The sequence below is a fragment of the Methanocaldococcus indicus genome (assembly GCF_049554935.1).
GTDB classification, from domain to species: Archaea; AGJL01; Methanococci; order Methanococcales; family Methanocaldococcaceae; genus Methanocaldococcus; species Methanocaldococcus indicus.
On the sequence record NZ_CP186926.1, the window covers coordinates 574,479 to 591,668 of the forward strand.

Annotated in this window: 16 protein-coding genes and 1 tRNA gene; 9 read left to right on the top strand and 8 right to left on the bottom strand. The window is 26.3% G+C overall.

What is annotated here, in order from left to right:
* Position 1 precedes the first annotated feature (1 nt).
* Positions 2 to 2,293 carry an anaerobic ribonucleoside-triphosphate reductase gene (gene nrdD / locus ACPB8Q_RS03250; protein WP_423793241.1) on the bottom strand — a complete coding sequence of 764 codons (2,292 nt, stop codon included), beginning with the start codon at positions 2,291 to 2,293 and terminating at the stop codon, positions 2 to 4.
* Between the two features lie 277 nt (positions 2,294 to 2,570).
* Between nrdD and ACPB8Q_RS03255 the strand changes: the two genes are divergently transcribed.
* Both ACPB8Q_RS03255 and ACPB8Q_RS03260 read left to right on the top strand, forming a co-directional pair.
* A tRNA-Ala gene (locus ACPB8Q_RS03255) sits at positions 2,571 to 2,647 on the top strand.
* Positions 2,648 to 2,667: 20 nt separating this feature from the next.
* Entirely contained in the window at positions 2,668 to 3,246 is a 579-nt protein-coding gene (locus ACPB8Q_RS03260; RefSeq protein WP_423793242.1) for a LysE family translocator, read from the top strand.
* Here ACPB8Q_RS03260 and ACPB8Q_RS03265 read toward each other — a convergent pair.
* From ACPB8Q_RS03265 to ACPB8Q_RS03290, 6 genes are all read right to left on the bottom strand, one after another.
* Entirely contained in the window at positions 3,229 to 3,810 is a 582-nt protein-coding gene (locus tag ACPB8Q_RS03265; RefSeq protein ID WP_423793243.1) for a DUF1847 domain-containing protein, read from the bottom strand. The two genes, ACPB8Q_RS03260 and ACPB8Q_RS03265, sit on opposite strands and share 18 nt — an antisense overlap.
* Before the next feature lie 134 nt (positions 3,811 to 3,944).
* Positions 3,945 to 4,988, bottom strand: a complete 1,044-nt coding sequence (gene tdt, locus ACPB8Q_RS03270; protein WP_423793244.1) for a tellurite-resistance/dicarboxylate transporter — start codon at positions 4,986 to 4,988, stop codon at positions 3,945 to 3,947.
* A 291-nt stretch (positions 4,989 to 5,279) separates the two neighbouring features.
* The gene (locus tag ACPB8Q_RS03275) at positions 5,280 to 5,570 is read right to left on the bottom strand and encodes a hypothetical protein (RefSeq protein WP_423793245.1); all 291 of its coding nucleotides are present in this window, start codon (positions 5,568 to 5,570) and stop codon (positions 5,280 to 5,282) included.
* Complete coding sequence (locus tag ACPB8Q_RS03280; protein WP_423793246.1) at positions 5,567 to 7,468, bottom strand: ATP-dependent DNA helicase; 1,902 nt, start codon at positions 7,466 to 7,468, stop codon at positions 5,567 to 5,569. Before ACPB8Q_RS03280 ends, ACPB8Q_RS03275 begins: the two co-directional genes overlap by 4 nt.
* 16 nt (positions 7,469 to 7,484) lie before the next feature.
* Positions 7,485 to 8,423: a tetratricopeptide repeat protein gene (locus tag ACPB8Q_RS03285; protein ID WP_423793247.1), complete on the bottom strand. Its 939-nt coding sequence runs from the start codon at positions 8,421 to 8,423 to the stop codon at positions 7,485 to 7,487.
* Between the two features lie 9 nt (positions 8,424 to 8,432).
* The gene (locus ACPB8Q_RS03290; RefSeq protein ID WP_423793248.1) at positions 8,433 to 9,248 is read right to left on the bottom strand and encodes a YkgJ family cysteine cluster protein; all 816 of its coding nucleotides are present in this window, start codon (positions 9,246 to 9,248) and stop codon (positions 8,433 to 8,435) included.
* A gap of 440 nt (positions 9,249 to 9,688) precedes the next feature.
* Here ACPB8Q_RS03290 and ACPB8Q_RS03295 point away from each other — a divergent pair, with 440 nt between their 5' ends.
* Entirely contained in the window at positions 9,689 to 10,411 is a 723-nt protein-coding gene (locus tag ACPB8Q_RS03295) for an ABC transporter permease (RefSeq protein WP_423793249.1), read from the top strand.
* Here ACPB8Q_RS03295 and ACPB8Q_RS03300 read toward each other — a convergent pair.
* Positions 10,401 to 11,639 carry a methanogenesis marker 15 protein gene (locus ACPB8Q_RS03300; RefSeq protein WP_423793250.1) on the bottom strand — a complete coding sequence of 413 codons (1,239 nt, stop codon included), beginning with the start codon at positions 11,637 to 11,639 and terminating at the stop codon, positions 10,401 to 10,403. The two genes, ACPB8Q_RS03295 and ACPB8Q_RS03300, sit on opposite strands and share 11 nt — an antisense overlap.
* 203 nt (positions 11,640 to 11,842) lie before the next feature.
* Here ACPB8Q_RS03300 and ACPB8Q_RS03305 point away from each other — a divergent pair, with 203 nt between their 5' ends.
* The 6 genes from ACPB8Q_RS03305 to ACPB8Q_RS03330 all read left to right on the top strand — a co-directional run bounded on the left by ACPB8Q_RS03305 (position 11,843) and on the right by ACPB8Q_RS03330 (position 17,187).
* Positions 11,843 to 12,631: a hypothetical protein gene (locus ACPB8Q_RS03305; protein ID WP_423793251.1), complete on the top strand. Its 789-nt coding sequence runs from the start codon at positions 11,843 to 11,845 to the stop codon at positions 12,629 to 12,631.
* Between the two features lie 92 nt (positions 12,632 to 12,723).
* Complete coding sequence (locus tag ACPB8Q_RS03310) at positions 12,724 to 13,368, top strand: hypothetical protein (RefSeq protein WP_423793252.1); 645 nt, start codon at positions 12,724 to 12,726, stop codon at positions 13,366 to 13,368.
* A gap of 166 nt (positions 13,369 to 13,534) precedes the next feature.
* A complete protein-coding gene (gene mutS / locus ACPB8Q_RS03315) occupies positions 13,535 to 15,997 on the top strand; it encodes a DNA mismatch repair protein MutS (protein ID WP_423793253.1) in 2,463 nt (820 codons plus the stop codon).
* Positions 15,973 to 16,449 (top strand): hypothetical protein, encoded by a 477-nt coding sequence (locus ACPB8Q_RS03320; RefSeq protein ID WP_423793254.1) that lies wholly within the window; start codon positions 15,973 to 15,975, stop codon positions 16,447 to 16,449. Before mutS ends, ACPB8Q_RS03320 begins: the two co-directional genes overlap by 25 nt.
* On the top strand, positions 16,433 to 16,798 hold the full coding sequence (locus ACPB8Q_RS03325) for a ribonuclease P protein component 4 (protein ID WP_423793255.1): 366 nt from the start codon (positions 16,433 to 16,435) through the stop codon (positions 16,796 to 16,798). Before ACPB8Q_RS03320 ends, ACPB8Q_RS03325 begins: the two co-directional genes overlap by 17 nt.
* 56 nt (positions 16,799 to 16,854) lie before the next feature.
* The gene (locus ACPB8Q_RS03330) at positions 16,855 to 17,187 is read left to right on the top strand and encodes a DUF1894 domain-containing protein (RefSeq protein WP_423793256.1); all 333 of its coding nucleotides are present in this window, start codon (positions 16,855 to 16,857) and stop codon (positions 17,185 to 17,187) included.
* Positions 17,188 to 17,190: the final 3 nt, after the last annotated feature.

Sequence of the window (17,190 nt, forward strand, 5' to 3'; positions counted from 1 at the left end):
ATTAAGGTTTTAAAAATCTTCTATCTTTTAACTCTTCTATTTTTGCTCTATTCCAGTTGGAGATATTTTGTAGATATCCAGTTATTCTACTAAACTTTGCTATATTGTTAGATGAACAGTTAGGACATCTATTTAATAATCCTCCTGTTCCATATCTACAATCATTACATATACTTAGATTTTTTGTATATGTCCAATATCCTATATTTGTTTTAGTTATTTTCTTTGTTAATTCATATAAAACCTCTGGGTCTGAAGCTTTTTCCATATTCCATATATGTAAGATGTGCCCTCCATTACAAATAGGATGGAACACTTCTTCAATTCTAACTTTTTCTCCAATAGATATTGGAGCATCTACTCTAACATGTGAGGAATTTGTGTAATATAAACTACTTGGCTCATCTGGATTACCTCTAACAACTGATAGAGTTTCTTCTTTGTAGTGTTTATAGTCCAATCTTGCAAATCTTCCAGCACAACTCTCAGCAGGAGTTTGAGTTATTGTCCATCTTAATCCAGTCTCACTTTTTAATTCATCAGCATAATCTCTCATAAATGAAATAACTTTCTCACCAAACCTGACAGCTTCTTTATCTTCATGCAACTCTTTCCCAATATGGAACTTTAACATTTCATTTAATCCAACAAATCCAAAGGTTTTGGTTGTATTCTCATATCTGTAATAATCTTCTCCATCAAACTTCTGAGTTAAGAAGGGTAGCATTTTATCTTCATATAATCTTTCTAATGTTATATTGTGCTTAATTAATAAAGCCTCTTTTAATACTTCTAATCTTTCTCTTAGAATTTCAAAGAGCTTATTATCATCTCCTCTTGCTTCATAGGCAATTCTTGGGAGATTTACAGTGTACCACTGCATATTTCCAGTTCTTAGAGTATCTACTTCTGGATTTCCTGTCCAATTGTTTGATAATCTTGTTCTACAACCCATTGAATTAGTATTCTCTCCCTGCCAATCTGGGAACATATTTATAAAGTAAGGAATACCATATTTAGCAGATAATTTATGGATTTTTTCCATTAATTCTTTATTTTCATCTTTAAATGCTTTTTCTCTCAGTTTAATTATAAAGTTTGGGAAAATAAAAGGTTTTCCCATTGCATCTCCTTCCATCATAACATCAACTAATGCCTCTAAAATAAGCTTTGCTTCTTCTTCATACTCTTCATAAGTCCCTCTTTCAGTTCCTGCTATTATAGCAGGTTTATCTTTTAGATAGTTAGGAATCTCTAATTCTAAATTTATTGAGGAGAAAACACACTGTCCTCCTCTACTAACATACATCTGATTCATTTCATATATAAACATCTGCATAAGTTGTTTTATTCTTTTATAATCTAAACCTTTGACATAAGGAGCCAACCAAATATTAAATTCATCTATACTTTGCCCACCACTCATGTTTGTTTGGGCAGCCATCATAACCTTAGCTGCATGTTGTATAGCCACTTCTGGATGTTTTGCTGGTTTTGAAACACAAGTATGTTGTCCATGTCCATCTACTTTTAATCCATACTTAAAGAAAGGTCTTAAATCATGTTGCAAACAGACAGGTCTTGAATAAGCATATTCTAAATCATGTAAATGGATATCTCCCTTTAAATGAGCATCTGCTATGTATTTTGGGAATATAGCTAATAAAGCATATTGTTTCATTACTTCATCAGCTATCCATTTGTGAATTGATTCAGGATTATACATTAGATTAGCGTTTTCTCTACTTCCAGATTTTATAAGTTTAGTTATATCATAAATTGGCAGTCCAACTCTTGTATATTTATGTCTTTCTTCTTCATATCCATACTCTATAAGTTTATAATTAACAATTTCCCTAATCATTGGAGCAGTTAAATACTTAACTTTTAATTTTTTTAATTCTCTCTCAACATCATCAGCTATCTTTTTAGCTATATCTTTTGGTATGTTAGTTTCTTTTATTAATGATTTATAGATTTTTTCCTTATTAAATGGCTCAAATTCCTTCTCAGATGTTCTAACCTTTAAAATAATTTCATTATTGTATTTTTCAGCAAGTTCTTTATTAATCTTTTTTAAAGTATTATAAACTATATTTTTAATCTCCTCTGTTGTAATACCATTGTAAATTTTAGATAAGACTTCACTAACAATATAATCTAAATCTTTATATTCAACTCCACAATTAACAAGAGATTTAACTAACTTATTAATATTAAACTTCTCTTTAATGCCATTTTTTTTAATTATTATAATGTTTGCTTTACTCTCAACATCTTTTAAACTAATCATTAAAATCACCAAATATTTAAATTAATATTTTATAAACCACATACATAATTTTATCATCAACCATATAAAAAGATATTCATCCCTTTTTAGAGCCAATAATTTTATATTTAAACTTATTTAGGATAAAAGAATATAAATAATAACTTTAACAAAATAAAGCATAAGAAATTATTTATTTTTATATAATGTAAAAATATTTTTATATGTTTCAATATTTGCAATTATAATAGAAAATTTTAAATAACTTTTTAATAAATTATAATTTTGTTTCTTTTGTGGGCTGGTAGCTCAGCCTGGGAGAGCGCCGCCTTGGCAGGGCGGAGGCCCCGGGTTCAAATCCCGGCCAGTCCACCATTTTATTTTTAAGGATAATTATGGAGTATATGTTGGTGGCTATAATTGGTTTTATTGCTGCTTTAACTCCTGGGCCAGATATATTTTTTGTTATTAGATGTGGATTAATATATGGATTAAAAAAATCATTATTAGCTGTTTTAGGAATTTTAACTGGAAATATTGTTTATCTTTCTTTGGTGTATTTAGGTTTAGGATATATTGGAAAATTGGATATTTTTCAAATAATAGTTGGTATTTTTGGAGGAATATATTTAATGATATTGGCTTTTAAAATTTTTAAAGAAGACATTTCAGATATTTCTCAAAAAATAGACTCAAACAATATTTATTTATCAGCTCTTATGCTAAATTTAAGTAATCCAAAAGCTATGCTTTTTTTCTCTATAATTATTACACCATTTATAAATGGAAATTTAATAAATTGTTTATTTAGTTTATTTATTGGAATTGCTTTAGCATTTTTATTAGCATCAATATTATCCTCCAAAATAAGTTTAGAAATAAATATATTGAGAATATTTAACAAATTAGCAGCAGTTATATTTTTTATTTTTTCTATAAAGTTGTTTCAAACAGCATTATTCCATCTTTTTTAATTTTTTTAAATAGTATTTGCTATAAATAACACCTGCTGGATTATGAGATAAAACTCTATCTTTAACTATAAATGTGGTTGTTGGAGCTTTTGAATATTTTTGAAAAAGAATATCATGCCCAATACATAAACCAACCAATATATTTAAGTCAGTTTTTAGATTGTTTAATATCTCTGCTTGTCCTATTGGATTGCACATAGCTTCTTTATTTTTTGGATTTATCTTATCTAAATTTAGTTTGTCTTTATCAATTCCACAAACCTTACAACAAACAGAAAAAACTTTAAAATATTGAGATAATATTTCATCCAAAATCTTTGCTTCATTTTCCAAACCTATACAAAAAGCTATACCAATTCTTTTATAATCCATTAGCTCACAAAATTCAATAATTTCCTCTAACCTTGTTTTTTTCATATAGTATTTAGCTTCAATATATGAAGATATTTTAGCAATTTTTAAATTCTCCTTTTTATTGTATTCCTCTAAAATCTTTTTGATTATTTCTTCTTTACAATTTTTTCCAGTATAACACAACTTATCTTTACATTTAGCACATCTCATAGATATATCTCCTCAAAATTAATTTTTATGAAAAAACATAATAAAAAATAAATTTCAGTAAATATGTGAGAAAAAATATTTAGAAAATAAAAATATACAATTTATTTAATTTAAGTATTATTAATTTAACTTATTTAATGTCCTTTAAACACCTCTCCAGTATATACCTTACTAATTGTTTTTATTAAAGTTATAATCCAGAAGAAAAACAAGAGCCAATACAATGCAAATCCAATATAATCAACTATCTGAAATCCAAATATTTTATAAACTAAGTGAGTTGAAGCTACATAAGCTCCCAAGGGAAAGATGAACGCCCACCATGACATTGCATAAGGCAATTTTAGTTTTTTAACATAGTATAGGGTCATAATTATAGCCATCAAACTCCACCACAATCCAAACCCCCAGAATATAAATGAAAATATATAAAATGGCTCTTTTATTGTTATAAATGAAGAGTTATTAACCATATTCAATAAAGCTACGATTCCAGCTCCTATCGGCCCTAAGTTAATCCATACTGTCGGAGCCATTGCTGATGGTAAAGGATGATGCAATATAAACCTATAAATTATAACAGCCAATAAAGCTAAGTATAAGAAGAATCCAGCACCCCAACCAAAATAATTAATAAGAACTGTTAATTCATGCCAGATACCACTTAGATGAGGCATTATCAAACTCCCAGCAATTGGTATAACTATTAACCCCACTGGTGGAATATACCATCCGGGATTAACATGGTCTAACTTTATGCTCTCAGACTTAAACATATAGAACGGAACTATCAAACTAAACAAAAACATACCTATAGCTCCAAGAGACCAGAATACTTCACCCCAGAACATATCATGCCCTATATTTATAAAATCTATCCCTAAAACCAAACATCCAACAGCAATAGTTGGATAAAATGCACTTAATACAGGATGCTTTAAATCAGCTAAGGCATTTTCTTTAAACATAATCCATCTTAAAATCCATGGAACTAAGAAGATAAAGAACAACAAAATATTAAAATAAAATAATCCAACTGCTATATCCTTTAAAATTGGCAAATAACCTGAGTAGAGCAAGCTATCAATTGCTAAAATTCCAGTTCCCATCACTACAGCAAACCATGACGGAACAAAATTTTTTATTACATCTAATTTTGATTCACATGCTTTCAACATACTCCCCCTTATAAAATTTCTATGTGTATATTGTGTAATGAATATTTATACCTTTTGATTAATTGATGCATTTTAATACTTTTGAAAAAGATTTAAATTTTTAAATTATTAGATAAAATTTCAGAAAATGATATAATTAAACTAAAAAAATAAAAGAAGTTAAAATAGAAGATATGTTTAAAAAGGACTTCAACAAAAATAAAACTAAATCAAGGACTATTAACGGAAAAAAGGTTCATAGTAGTAAAAAACTAATAAAGAACGGGTTATCGTAATCACACTGTCAATAAATTAATCTAAAACTTCACAAGTTAAAGTGTATATTATTTCATCCTTAAATAGTTCCTCTATTTTTCTTTTAATATTCTCAATTTCTTCCTTAGAAGGTTTTTCTTTGAGAGGTTTATCAAACATAAAACCACATCTATAATAATATCCAAACTCAGATATTAAAGCTAATTCAGGATATTCAACAGATAGTATTTTTGTATCTTCTCCTAAAATCTTTAATATCTCTTTTAAAACTTTTTCAAAATTAAAGCCCTCTTTAACATAAAAAACTCCATCTATTGCTAATTTCATCCTTTCACTCTAAATTTATTTAAAAAATTCTTTATTTCTCTTATAGATTCATCTAAACTTAATATTTTGTAGTTATCTTTTAAATATCCTTCTTTTTTTAATGTTCTTCCAACCCATTCAGAAAATCTCTTATCTTGAATTACTACAACTCCATAATCATTTTCAGTCCTTATCAACCTACCTATCATTTGAATCAATGTTCTTGCCATTCTGTCAAAGGATGTCATTAAAAAAGCTTTCCATTGTCCATATTTTTCTTCTAAAATTTTTTGCTCTTTAATTATTAGTGGAGTAGGAATAGGAAATGGTAAGGAATCTATAATAACCCCAATTAATGCCTCTCCAGGAATATCTACACCTTCAGCAAATCTTCCAGTAGCTAATAAAATTCCTCCTTCTCTTATAAATCTATCTTTTAGCTCTTTTGCTTCTTTTCCATCCATACTCTGCTCATAAACATGTATATTCTTATTTTCTATATTTAAATTATTAATTTCTTTTTTTAAATATTTGTAAAAGTTATCTAAATCCTCAAAACTTCTGAATAATACCAATATATTTCCATTTATTGCCTCTATAATTTTTATTAGATTTTTATTTGCTTCATCTCTATTTTTTAGTTCATATTTCATATTTACTCCATCTTCCAGTCCAATAATCATTTTCCTATCTTTTGGAAATGGGCTATCTAAAACTAAAAAATCAGAATTCTCCATTCCAGTTTTAATAGCATGCATCTTTAAATTTCCAATTGTTGCAGAGCAATGAATAACTACACTATCTCCATAAAGTTCTTTTAAAGCAGAATTTACAAATATTGGCTCACATATTAAACTCTCCTTACTTCTATATCTTACAAAATTTATATTTGCAAATTTTAAATAATCTAAATTTTCTATAAATTCTGCTAAAACAGGGTCTAAATTTTTCTTTTCTATAAAATCTAATTCAATATCTATAATCTCCTTACAGTCAAAATAGAAGTTTATTGGAGGAAGTTCTTCATTTTCATTTAACTCTAATATTTTATTTTTTATCTCCAAAATTTGAGTGTAGCAATTAAATATTATTCCCAGTATATAGTTTTTATTAAAATTATCTAAATCTCTTTTTAATGTATAATCCAATCCAATATTATTTAAATATCTCTCTATCATTTCCCAAAACTTCTCATCCTCTAAATCTAACCTTCTTTTAAAAGCTGTTGGAGCATAATAATATGCCATATATTTTAATCTATTAATTACTTTATTTGGATTTATCTCAATTGAATAGGCTCTCCTTATACTATCCTCCAACTTATGAGCTTCATCAACAATAATAACATCAAATTTTTTTAAACTCTCTAATTCCTCTTTTGCATAGAAAAATATATGGTTGTTCATAACAACAATATCAGCAAAAATACTGTTAATTTTTGAGAGTTGATAATCACAACAACAGAGAGGACATAAATAGACAGTTTTATCTCCTAAGTTTATCTCTTTTTTTGGAGAGTTGCAAATACTACAAATCTTCTTTTTATTTGGTCTAAATTTACATTTTCTATTTAGCTGGCAGTATATTCTATTTGCTTTACTTCCCTTAGCTTTACAAAAATAGTTACCTTTTCCCATAAAAAAAGAAACTTTTAAATTATGTTTTAATGAGTTGAGCTCTTCATATATTCTTAATTGTTGGTCTATTGTCTCTGTTAATATAGCTACCCTCTTTCCTCTTTCAGCAAAATATATAGAAGGAATTAAATATCCTAATGTTTTTCCCACACCAGTAGGAGCTTCTATTATTAGATTTCTATTATTTAATATAGAAAAATAGATTTTCAACATCATTCTTTTTTGCTGTTCTCTAATACTTGGATATGGAAACCTCTCCTCAATAAAATTTAAGAATTCCATAATGCATCAAAAAAAGTTATTTGTTGAGTTTATTGTAATATTCTATTGCTTCATTTAATTTACCTAATCTTTCATAGATATTTGCTATTCTTAAAATAGCCTTTAAATAATTAGGGTCTAATTTCAGAATCTTTTTAAAGTATTTTAAAGCTTCTTCTAACTCATTCTTATACATTAATATTATACCTTTCTGATATAATAACTCAATATCATCATCTCTAATTTTTAAAGCTCTATCTATATATTTCTCAGCAGTTTCATAGTCTCCAATAATTGTCATAACCTCTGCTCCATATTTTAATGTCTCTAACCAATATGCTCCTAATTTATCAATAAGTGTTTTAAATGTTTCTGCACTTTCTTTGAAATGGCCTAATCTGAATAATAATAATCCCTTTAAAAACAATAAGGATTTATGATATGGATATATCTTTAGACCTCTATTAACAGTATCTAAAGCATCTTCATATTTACCCATTCTCTTTAAAATCTCAGCTTTTTTTAGATATAATGGTACAGAATTTGATGCTTTAACTAATAATTTATCAATCTCATCTAAAACCTTCTCATATTCCCCTAAATTTTCTAAACATAGTATCTTTAGGATATACCCCGATAAGAAGTTACTACTAACCTCTAATGACTTATCATAACATTTAAGAGCTGAAGAACAATCTCCAGACATTGCATAACATTGTCCTAAAAACATCCAATCAATAGGATTTTTAGATTCTTTACATAACAACTCAAAGCATTCCTTAGCTTTTTCTATTTCCCCTAATGCTTGTAGTATTAATCCTTTTAGAAATAATGCTAATTTAAAATCTTCTTCCAACTCTAAAGCTTCATTTATGTAGTATAAAGCTTCCAATAACTTACCTTCATATAGCATTCTGTAAGCCCTTAAAACATAAGTCGTAGCTTCTAATGACGATATTCTTGGGTATTTTTTCATATCCACCCACTATTTAAGTTGTTTGCATAAAAATAGCTTTTTATCCATATATTTCTCTCCTTCAAGAGGATTTTTAAAATTTTTTAAAATATAAATACCAATATCTAATATTTTAACAACTTCATCAAATAAAGATAATTTTCTAAAATGTTCTCTTTTATTGATTTCTCCTAAATATTCTACTAATATTGTTTTGTTTATTAGTCTATCCTCATAGTAATATATAAACTTATTGTAAATTTTTTGAAAGTTTTTACCAAAAATTTCATAACATTTATTTAAAACTTCAGAAAAATTGTTACTATTGAATATATACCTTCCTAATTCTTCTCTTTCTTCCCAGCTGATAAATTCTCCATTGTAGAGTTCTGTCTTACTACTTTTCTCAGAGTATAATTCTAAAAATTCTTCAAAACTATCAAAATATAACTCTTTAATATATTCTTTAACTTTTTTTATCTCATTTTTGTTAGGTTTTTCTCTAACTATTCCATTACAGTAGTGTTTAATTATCAATAAAGGAGTTCCATCCCATTTAACCATTAAACTGTATGGAAATATCTTACACATTAATGGCTTATATTCATAACCTTTTTCTAAATGAACTCTACAAAGATTATTTTTTAAGAGAGAACATCCACTTTCATTAATTTTTAGCATATATCTAAAAAAGCTATTTTCAGTCTTCTCTATATAATCTTTATAATCCTTTAATCTTAACAAATCAAAATAATTTAAATATATCCTCCAACTTTCACATGAGCAACAATAGCCACAATTATTACATATATAACTCCTATTATTGAATGTAATTTCCCACTTCATGAATGTAATAATAACATTAAAAAATTATATACTTAACGGTATTAATAAGTAATATCTAATTTTATAAATCTATTAGTTAATTTTTATAATTGTAATACTTTACTTTACCATAATTTTTTGTGGTATTACTATTTACTACCAATTTATTTTAATATTTCAGTTATGTTAATATTCAATTTAAATAGATAATTAAATTTAGTAAGAAAAATTGTTACTTTTATCAAAATAAAAAGCTAAAAAATAATAAATAATACATTTAAATTAATTTTGTTATTATATAAAATAGTAATAATTAACCTCAGTAAAATTTTTAATAAGTATTATTTTTTATTATCATAAAATTTAAATTATTTTATAATATCATATTAAATATAATTAAAATTAATTATCAACTATATAAGGTTATATTATTATAATACTAAAATTTAAAGTGATAGATGATGATAAAATTAATAATTGCATTTGTTTTTGTTTTAATATCAATTATTATATCCTATATTGTAGAATTAAATTTAGAGAAAAAAATTTTTATTGTTTGCATTTTAGCTTTAATACAACTGATTCTTTTAGGTTATGTTCTATTTTATATTTTCTCTTTTGGAGTATTAGGAATAATTATTGTTGTTTCATTTATGATTTTTATGGCCTCTTACTTAGTTACAAAAGAAATAGATAAAATAGGTAAAACAAAATTATTCCTTTCTTTACTATTAACTTTTATTGTTACAACATCTATAACAATGTTTATTTTGATTTTTGGAGTAATTGAGTTGAAACCAGAATATGTAATTCCCTTAGCTGGAATGGTTGTTGGGAATACTATGAACACTACTCAACTAACATTAGAGAACATCATTGAAATGATTAAAAATGATAAGAATACATTACTTGGATACTTTGCCTTAGGTGCTACTGAACTTATTGCTCTAAAACCTTACATAAAAAAAGCTGTTAAATTAGCTATCATACCACAAATGAATAGAACTAAATCAGTAGGGATAATATTTATCCCAGGAGCTATGGTAGGAATGATTTTAGCCGGAGCTAATCCCATAAAAGCTGCTGAGATACAAATAGTTATAATGTGGATGATTTTAAGCTCTTCTATAATTTCTGGTGTTTTAATCTGTTATCTATTAAATAAAGAATTAGTTAGGATTTAATCTTTTTATGTCTAAATCCAGAAGATAATAAAGCAGCTCCAACAGCTCCAATCATTTGAGAGTATCTTGGAACTATTATCTCTCTACCTAAAACTTCTTCCATAGCTAAAACCAATCCCTTCAATAAACTACTACCCCCAACTAATATAACAGGGTCTCTAACATCAACCTCTTGAAGTTGTTGCTCAAATACTTGCTCTGCAACTGAATGAGCAGCTGCAGCTGCTACATCTTCTGGTTTAGCTCCCTCTGCTAATGCTGTAACTAAATCCTGAATACCAAAGACAATACAATAACTGTTCATTTTAATTTTTCTCCAATCTCCTTTTGCTGCTAACTCTCCCAACTCTTGGAGAGATACTCCTAATCTTCTTGCTGTTAGCTCAAAGAATCTACCACTTGCTCCTGCACAAATACCTCCCATTGTAAATCCATCTGGAATAGCATCATATAGGGAGATAGCTTTGTTGTCCATTCCACCAATATCTATAACAGTTGCTTCACCCTCTTGTCTATCTGCTAAATATGCTGCTCCTTTTGAATTAACTGTTAGCTCTTCTTGAATTAAATCTGCTTTAAAGTATCTTCCAACTGTATATCTACCATAACCAGTAGTCCCAATAGTTTCAACTTCATCTAATGTTATCCCTGCTTCTTTTAAGGCTAAATCAACAGCTTCTTTAGCAGTTCCTATAACATCCTTTGTATATAACCAACCAGTTCCAGCAATTTCATCGTCAATCATTACAACAGCTTTTGTAGTTGTTGAACCACTATCAATTCCTAAACTAATTCCTTCTTGTTTCTTTCTTGCTAACAATGCCTTTCTCTCAACTATTGTAACTAATGCTTCCATTCTTGTTAATAACTCAGATGCCTTAGTTCTTTCTGTAAATGAATACATAACTACTGGAAGATTGGTATTTTGCTGAATAAGTTTTCTAACTTCATTCCTAACTAATGCTCCTTCTGCACATCTAAAACAAGTAGCAACAAACACAGCCTCAGCATCAGTATTGCCTTCAATAATAGACATAGCCCTTGCAAACATTAATTTTAGATTTGCAGAAGCTACTTTAAATCCTAATCTTTCCTCAACTTCTTCAATATAGTTAAAATCTACTTCAGGAAAAATTAATTCACCACCAACTGATTGAGCAGCTTTTTCTATTTCTTTATAAACTCCACTCCATTCTGCTCCGCATGTTAATAGAGCTATTTTTACCATGACGAATTCCTCCCTTAAACTTAATATTTTTGACTAATTATAACCTTTAATTTTTTAATAATTTTTATAATAATTTAGTCATAATATAATTAGTTAATAGATTAGTTAATAGTTACTATTAGGGATTTATCATGAATTTATTCAAATATTTGAGAGAGAATAAAAGATTTTTGCTACTGTCTTTTATTTGGTGTATTATATTTATGTTTTCAATTATAAAATTCATTAAATTCAAGATGATTGGCTCATCTTCATGTATCAATTTATATCCTTCACTTACACCAATGTTAGGATTAGTTTTAGGACCCATATATGGTAGTTTAGTTATTATTATACTATTTATATATTACTGTATTTTTCATCCTAAGGCATTATATTTTGGAATTTTTTCAATTGTTCCTCCAATATTGTCTGTTATAGTAGCAAGCTATCTTTCAGAGGGAAAATGGAAAATTCCAGCAATAATTTTTGGAGTAGGATTATTAATATTTTATTTTACTGATGTTGGAAAGATTGTGTGGTATCATCCAATATTTTCAATTATTTCATTCTTATTAATACTAACTTTAAAAGATGAAATATCAAAAAATCTATTTTCTAAAAATACACCTAAATTTTTAGTTTCTGTGTTAGTTTTCTGTTTTATAACAGTTATGACAGACCATCTATATGGCTCTATTTTAGGGATAATATATTTACATTTACCACCAGATATGTATAAGAAAGCTATCCATGATTATATTTTAGAGAGAACAATTATGACAATTATTGGTTCAATTTTTGTAATATTTAACATTGAAATAATGAAATTTATAATATCTAATTATGAAGGCTTCAAAAGAGAGATAATTTTAAAATTTGTAGATATTAAAAGTAATGAAATAGAGATAGACAAAGAGTTATTAAAGAAATATAATATAAAATTATTAGATAAAGAAGAAAAAGAAAGAATTATAGTAGAGACCTTAAAAATTTTGAGTGGTAAAAAATGATTATAAAAAATAAGAGAGTTAAATTTATTTTTATTTTTTGGACTATTTTTATATTTTTTGTAAGTATTAATTTTTTTATAACTATAAAAAATATGTTTCATTTCTATAATACTCCAGGAATTTGTTTGTCTCCTGTTCTAATACTATTTTTAGGATTATTTTATTCAATTTTAGTTTGGATAATTTTAATGATATTACATGTATTAATATTTAAACTAAGCATTTTTAAATTATTACCTTCTTTTTTATCTATATTTATATCTGGACTTATATATGAAAATAAAAAAAAATATGTATTATATATTCTAATTTTAGAATTAATAATTAGCTTATTTTTAAAATTAGAGCTATTTCCACTATTTGTTTTAGCAATTATATTAGTTTATAAATTTGATAACATAAAAATAAATTTATTCAATAAAAATTTAATTAAAAGAGTAATATATATTTTTGTTTTTGTATATCCTGCTATTCTAAGTTTTTATTTGTTTGAAAATTTTTCAAGTATATTAGAGATATTTGTCTATTCATTGCTATCCTTAGTTTTAATATTTATGATAACTGAGACAATTGTAATCTTTGTTAATAACATTGACACCTTAAGAGAAAAGGTTATTAAATATAACAATAAAAATAAAGAAATAAAAATTGATGAAAATTTAGCAGAGAAATATAATGTTAAAGTTCCAACTGAAGAAGAAATTTTAAAACAATTTAAAAATTTTAAGAAAAAATGAAAAAAATAAAATAACATTTATTAAATTTTATATTTCAATTTATTTCAGATTTTATTTTATATGGGCTTAATCTAATATCTAATTTAATTTTATTTATGAGTTATTATTTTATTTAATTTTTCACATTCAATGAACCTATTTAAATTAACATATATGAGTGATTTTTATGTCATTAACACCAATGATGAGACAATACTACAAAATTAAAGAGAGGTATAAAGATTGTCTATTATTTTTTAGAGTTGGAGATTTTTATGAATTGTTTGATGAAGATGCTAAAATAGCATCTAAGGAATTAGGAATAGTTCTAACATCAAGAGATAAAAAACATCCAATGGCAGGAGTTCCTTATCATGCAGTTATCCCTTATATTAGAAGGTTAATTGAGAAAGGTTATAAAGTAGCAATTTGTGAGCAAGTTGAGAATCCATCAACAGCTAAGGGTTTAGTTAAGAGGGAAGTTGTTAGGGTTATAACTCCTGGGACTTTAATAGAAGAGGAGTTTTTAACAAGAGAAAGTAATTATTTAATGTCAATATATAAAGATAAGAAGTATGGAATTTCACTTATTGATATCTCAACTGGTGAGTTTTTAACAACAACAGTAAATACTTTTGATGAGTTAGTTGCTGAGATATTGAAGTTTTCTCCTGTTGAAGTTATATTACCAAGAGATTTTGATAATATAGATGAGATTAAAAAGTTAGTAGATGTTGTCCATCCATTAGTTGAGAACTATTATAATTTAGATGAAGCTAAATTTTTAATTGAAGAATTTATAAATAACAATAAAGAGTTGAATTTATCAAAGGAGAGCTTATTATCTGTTGGAGCAGCATTGAAATATATAAGTGAATCATTGAAAGTTAAGCATCTAAAACTATATCTTCAAACATACATAGCAAAGGAGTATATGCTCTTAGATTCCACTACTCTAAAAAATTTGGAAATATTTAAAAATTTAGTTGATAACTCTAAAAGAGGTTCTTTATTGGAGGTTTTAGATAAAACTAAAACACCGATGGGTTCAAGATTACTAAAAAAATGGTTACAGAGACCATTATTAAATGTTGAGCAAATAGAAAGAAGGTTAGAAAGTGTTGAAGAACTATACAACAAATCATTTTTAAGAGAAAATCTAAGAGAAATTTTAAAGGATATTTATGACATTGAAAGAATTGCAAGTAGAATAGAGTATGAAAGGGCATCTCCAAAGGATTTGGTTGCATTAAAAGATTCCTTAAAATTCATCAAAGAAATTAAAAAATTTAAATTTAATTCCAAAATGTTGAATAACATTGTTGAAAGTATAGAAAGTTTAGAGGATGTAGAAGAGTTAATAGAGAAAGCTATTGTAGATGACCCACCTATTAATATAAAAGATGGAGGAATAATAAAAGATAACTTCTCCAAAGAATTGGATGAATTAAGAGAATTAAAAAATAACTTAGAGAAGATTTTAAAAGATATTGAAGAAAGAGAAAGAGCTAAGACAGGAATAGAAAAATTAAAAATTGGATACAACTCAGTTATTGGATTTTATATAGAAGTGCCAAAATCTAAAATAAAGTTAGTGCCAAAATACTACAAAAGAAAACAAACATTGGCAAACTCAGAAAGATATAAGATAGATGAGTTAGATGAGTTAGAAGAGAAGTTATTGGCAAATGATGAAAAAATAAAAAATTTAGAGTATGAACTCTTTATTTATGTTAGAGATAAGGTTAAAGAAAAAGTAGAGGATATTAGAGAAGTAGCAAAAAAAATAGCTGAATTGGATGTTTTATCTACTTTTGCAGAAGTTTCTGTTCTTTACAACTATACTAAACCAAAGGTGTATAATGGATATACAATAAATATTAAAGATGCAAGACATCCAACTGTTGAGCTAAATACTAAATTTGTCCCTAATGATATCATTTTAAAAAAAGATAGTAGGATTATTTTAATAACTGGCCCAAATATGGCTGGAAAATCAACATATTTAAGAACATCTGCATTAATAACAATTATGGCACAAATTGGATGCTTTGTCCCTGCTAAATCTGCTGTTATTGGAGTTGTAGATAGAATATTTACAAGGATTGGGACAGTTGATGACATAACCAGAGGATACAGTAGTTTTATGGTTGAAATTTCAGAAGTAGCTCAAATACTCAAAAATGCTACAAGTAAAAGTTTAATTTTATTGGATGAGGTAGGTAAATCAACAGCCAATAAAGATGGTGTGAGCTTAGCTTGGGGAATTGTTGAGTATCTCCATAAATTGGGGGCAAAAACTTTATTTGCAACACACTATCATGAACTTTCAGAGTTAGAGGGAATCTTAGAAGGTGTTAAAAATTATCACTTTGGAATTATTGAAAAAGATGGCTTAATAGAGTTTGATAGAAAAATTAAGAGAGGAGCAAGTACTGAGAGTTATGGTATTAAAATAGCTGAATTAGTTTTACCAAAAGAAGTGATAGAGAGAGCTTATGAAATCTACAACAAATTAGAGAAATCCTCAGGAGATAATGAAATAGTTAGATATTTAGCACACTTAGATATAAACAATTTAACTCCAATCCAGGCATTGGTTGAGTTAGATAAGTTAGTGAAAAAATGCAAGAAACTATTAAGAGAATAGAAAAAATAATTTATGAGTTGGAAGAAATAAACAAAAATTTAGATAGTAGAGAGATAAGAGATGCAATAGAAAATTTAAAAATCTTTTTATATTCTAAAAAAATAGGTAATGAGAGCTTTTTACATAGCTATGTTAGAGATAAATTATTAAAAAAATTTAAAGGAAGTGCATATATAGAAAGTAAAGAACTTAAACTAAATTTAAATTTTAGACCAGATATTGTTTTTTTAAATAAAGATGAGTTAATAATTGTAGAGATTGAAACAGATAAAAGAAGATGCCTAAAAAAGATGGAAAAAATATTTAAAAATTTAGACAAGGTTTATTCTCTTCCAATATCAACAAATAGAAAAGTTAGAATTATTTTTGTAACTGAAAGAGATGAAAAAATTTTAAGAAAAGCTAAATTTTACAACTTTGAGGTTTTGGATATATATGAGGAAGGAAAATAAAAAAATAAAAAAGATTGCTAAGGAAAGAATTGACATTTTAATGAGTTTAGCTGAGAAAGAGGCAAAAAGAGGAAACTGGGAGAGAGCTAAAAGATATGTGTATTTAGCAAGAAAAATAGCTATGAAAGTTAGAATAAAAATGCCTAAAAAATGGAAAAGAAGATTTTGCAAAAAATGTTTAACTTTCTGGATTCCTGGGAAGAATGTAAGAATTAGGATAAAATCTAAGAGGTATCCTCATGTTGTAATAACTTGTTTAGAGTGTGGTAAGATTTATAGAATTCCATACATAAGAGAGAAAAAAGAAAAAAGAAATAAAAAGTTGGTAGAAGATAATAATATAGATTAAAGATTAAAGTTATAATAAATAATATAAATTAAAGTATAAATTAAAGTTGATGTGTTATGGCATGTATTGATAAATTGAACTATGAAATATTATATAAAGGTGGATTTAAAGATTGTGCAGAATATATAAGAAAAAACTTTAAGAATATTGTAGAAAAGAAAGCTGGAGATGAAATAATAGAAGGAATATTTTTGATTGGAATATCTCCAATTCCAGTAGCTTATGAAGATAACTATATTATATTTCCATACACAAAACCATGTTATGGAACCTTTGTTCTAAAAATTAATTTAGATGAACTAAATAAAAATATTAAAGAAGAAAATAATGAAAATAAAAAAAGAAAAAAAGACAAAAAAAGTTTATTAGATATAATTAAATTTTGGTGATGT

Bases quoted from the DNA above. Each gene is read 5' to 3' on its own strand.
- nrdD (WP_423793241.1), bottom strand. From the start codon at position 2,293: ATGATTAGTTTAAAAGATGTTGAGAGTAAAGCAAACATTATAATAATT.
- ACPB8Q_RS03260 (WP_423793242.1), top strand. From the start codon at position 2,668: ATGGAGTATATGTTGGTGGCTATAATTGGTTTTATTGCTGCTTTAACT.
- ACPB8Q_RS03265 (WP_423793243.1), bottom strand. From the start codon at position 3,810: ATGAGATGTGCTAAATGTAAAGATAAGTTGTGTTATACTGGAAAAAAT.
- tdt (WP_423793244.1), bottom strand. From the start codon at position 4,988: ATGTTGAAAGCATGTGAATCAAAATTAGATGTAATAAAAAATTTTGTT.
- ACPB8Q_RS03275 (WP_423793245.1), bottom strand. From the start codon at position 5,570: ATGAAATTAGCAATAGATGGAGTTTTTTATGTTAAAGAGGGCTTTAAT.
- ACPB8Q_RS03280 (WP_423793246.1), bottom strand. From the start codon at position 7,468: ATGGAATTCTTAAATTTTATTGAGGAGAGGTTTCCATATCCAAGTATT.
- ACPB8Q_RS03285 (WP_423793247.1), bottom strand. From the start codon at position 8,423: ATGAAAAAATACCCAAGAATATCGTCATTAGAAGCTACGACTTATGTT.
- ACPB8Q_RS03290 (WP_423793248.1), bottom strand. From the start codon at position 9,248: ATGAAGTGGGAAATTACATTCAATAATAGGAGTTATATATGTAATAAT.
- ACPB8Q_RS03295 (WP_423793249.1), top strand. From the start codon at position 9,689: ATGATAAAATTAATAATTGCATTTGTTTTTGTTTTAATATCAATTATT.
- ACPB8Q_RS03300 (WP_423793250.1), bottom strand. From the start codon at position 11,639: ATGGTAAAAATAGCTCTATTAACATGCGGAGCAGAATGGAGTGGAGTT.
- ACPB8Q_RS03305 (WP_423793251.1), top strand. From the start codon at position 11,843: ATGTTTTCAATTATAAAATTCATTAAATTCAAGATGATTGGCTCATCT.
- ACPB8Q_RS03310 (WP_423793252.1), top strand. From the start codon at position 12,724: ATGTTTCATTTCTATAATACTCCAGGAATTTGTTTGTCTCCTGTTCTA.
- mutS (WP_423793253.1), top strand. From the start codon at position 13,535: ATGTCATTAACACCAATGATGAGACAATACTACAAAATTAAAGAGAGG.
- ACPB8Q_RS03320 (WP_423793254.1), top strand. From the start codon at position 15,973: ATGCAAGAAACTATTAAGAGAATAGAAAAAATAATTTATGAGTTGGAA.
- ACPB8Q_RS03325 (WP_423793255.1), top strand. From the start codon at position 16,433: ATGAGGAAGGAAAATAAAAAAATAAAAAAGATTGCTAAGGAAAGAATT.
- ACPB8Q_RS03330 (WP_423793256.1), top strand. From the start codon at position 16,855: ATGGCATGTATTGATAAATTGAACTATGAAATATTATATAAAGGTGGA.